Source organism: Luteibacter sp. P4_E6, assembly GCF_056401535.1.
Genome location: NZ_JBFUJE010000564.1, coordinates 1 through 2,374, shown reverse-complemented (window position 1 = coordinate 2,374; position 2,374 = coordinate 1). Strand labels below are relative to the sequence as shown.

The following is a 2,374-nucleotide window of genomic DNA, read 5'->3' as shown; positions in this document are numbered from 1 at the left end:
CCTCGTCGGCCGCTTCGCCAYCATCGATCGCGTACATGATGCGCAGCTCGGCGTGCTCGTCCAGATCCGTCAGACGCGCTTCGACCCATCGGCGAAAGTGCTCCGCCTCCTCGATATAGCCGAGCCGCATGAAGGCGTAAACGGTGAACGACGCGTCGCGAATCCAGGTGGCGCGGTAATCCCAGTTTCGCCCTTCGCCCGTCGCTTCCGGCAGACCGAACGTCGCCGCTGCAGCGATCGATCCGTGTTGGTGCGACGTCAGCAGTTTGAGGACGAGGGCCGAACGATCGACGCGCTCGCGCCAGCGTCCACGATAACTGGATTTTCGCGTCCAGCGTCGCCATGCCTCAGCGGTGTCGTCGAACGCCGCCCTGCACTCCAGGGCATCGAGCGGATCATGGGCCTCGTCGCAAAGGACAAACCACACCTCGTCACCCGGGCCCAGTTCAACTTCGGCGTGTGCGCCGCCCTGGTCGTCATCGATCATGACCGGCACCGACGACCCCAGGCGCAGCGATTGCGGGCCGTCGTGGAACACGACCGTGTCGCCGTAAACTCCCACCTGCGGCACGCTACGGGCATAGCCAAGCCGTGGACGGCAGTTCACGCGGATGCGGACGTTGCCGCGCGGAACGCGGATGCAGCGCAGCACGCTTACCGGCACGCGTGGATCGGTCGCCGGATGCGGCATGAAGTCGGTGAGCTCCACGCTACCCGCCGCCGCCATCCATCGGGTCATCAGGATGTTCGTCTCCGGCACGTACAGCTGCATCGTGCGTGCGTCGGCCAGATCGGGCGTTACCGTGAACTCGCCACCCTTCTCCGGATCCAGCAGACCCGCGAAAACCGTAGGACTGTCCATGTGGGGCCAGCACATGAAATCGATGGTCCCGTCGCTGGCGACCAGCGCCGTGGTGTCGAGGTTGCCGATGATCCCGTGCTCGCCGATGCTACGGCCGGGCACAGGATTGAGCGGATCGCGCGCGGCACGGGTGCTGGACTGATGCATGGCGGAGAAATGCCATAGCCCACGTGAAGAACGTCAGAACTCCAGCCGGTAGGCCACCTTCACAAGGCCTTCCTCGATGTCCTTCAGTCCGAAGCCGCGACGGAACTGCGAGCCCAGCTCGTCCTCCGTGTCCTGCTGATAACCACCACGGTTGTAGACGATGTAGAGGTTGGACAGTGGCGCGATCTCGTAACGGTAGCGGATCTGGAAGCCAAGGTTGGCCACGCCCAGCCCGTCTACGTGCTCGTTTGAAGGCACGGCACGCCCGTCCGGGTCGATCTCGTAGGCCTGGCGTAACTTTGCGCCGACGGCCAGGGTCTGCAGCTTCACGCGCAGCTCCTGTTTGTTGCCGAAATTCCAGTTCACACCGCTGTCGATGCCGACGGTCCGGCCGTCGAACGAGCCAACCAGGTTCGACACCTGTGAACCGCGGTCCTGCCAGATCAACCAGTTCGGGTCCCACTCGTAGCTTGCACCGGCGAAGACGCTAAAGGCATCGGTAATGAAATACGTCGGGGTGAACTTGAAGTAGTAGGAGAGACGGTGGTATCCGGTGAGTTGGTTGCCACCGATGAAGCCTTCGTCCTTCCAGCTCCAGTGACCGATACGCGGACTCTCGCGCTCATAGGTGAGCTTGGCGGTTGGCGGCGTATGCAACGGGTTACCGCCGCGGGTAAGCAGGTCATCGTAGGCTGCGGTGAACGCGTCGAGCCGCCACTCTTCGTCACCGCCATCGCGACGCCGGCTGTCACGCTGGATGCGGAAGCGGCGGGAGATGCGCCGCCCTTCCGTGTTGTCCTGCGCGGAGACGCGGTAGCGCCAGAGATGCGAAGCATACGCAGAGTCCGCAGGCAGATCGGTCACGCGTTGCCGCACTTCCCAATGCAGATATGCCATGTCGTTACGCGGGAGATAGCCGAAGTCGTCGATGTCGAGCCGGTGCCCGAAGTACATACCCAGCCACTGCTGGCTCCATACCGGCGTCATCTCCCAGAACGCGATGCTGGTCGCGCCCAGTCCGGATGCGTTCGCCTGCGGCTGGTCGATCTTGCTGCCGACGATATTGCTGGTAAGGGTAAACGTCTCGCTCGGTTGCCAGCGGTGATCGAAACCAAGGACATTGGCATCACGATCCAGGAAGGGATGATTCACCCGCGTGGCAAGCATGCCGAAGGTCTGCGTGCCCTCGGTCTGGGTGAGCCGCAAGGCACCGAACGTGCGGCCGTCATCACCCTTTTCCTGCGCGGTGAGGATGCCGTAGCTGGTGTCGCCCACGCTGCCATTGACCTTCACTGCGGCCGAGATATCCGCCGGACCATGGCCATCATCGGACTCGCCACCGACACGCCGCGTATAGACCAGCTG

2 protein-coding genes are annotated in these 2,374 nt (G+C 63.4%); both read right to left on the bottom strand.

Features of this window, described 5'->3' with window-relative positions; translation table 11 throughout:
- Nucleotides 1-1,009: glycoside hydrolase family 15 protein (locus AC1DT2_RS20815; protein WP_477298450.1), on the bottom strand; the 1,009-nt coding region annotated here is incomplete at its 3' end.
- Nucleotides 1,010-1,042: 33 nt separating this feature from the next.
- On the bottom strand, nucleotides 1,043-2,374 hold a 1,332-nt coding region (locus AC1DT2_RS20810; protein ID WP_477298449.1), incomplete at its 5' end, for a DUF5916 domain-containing protein.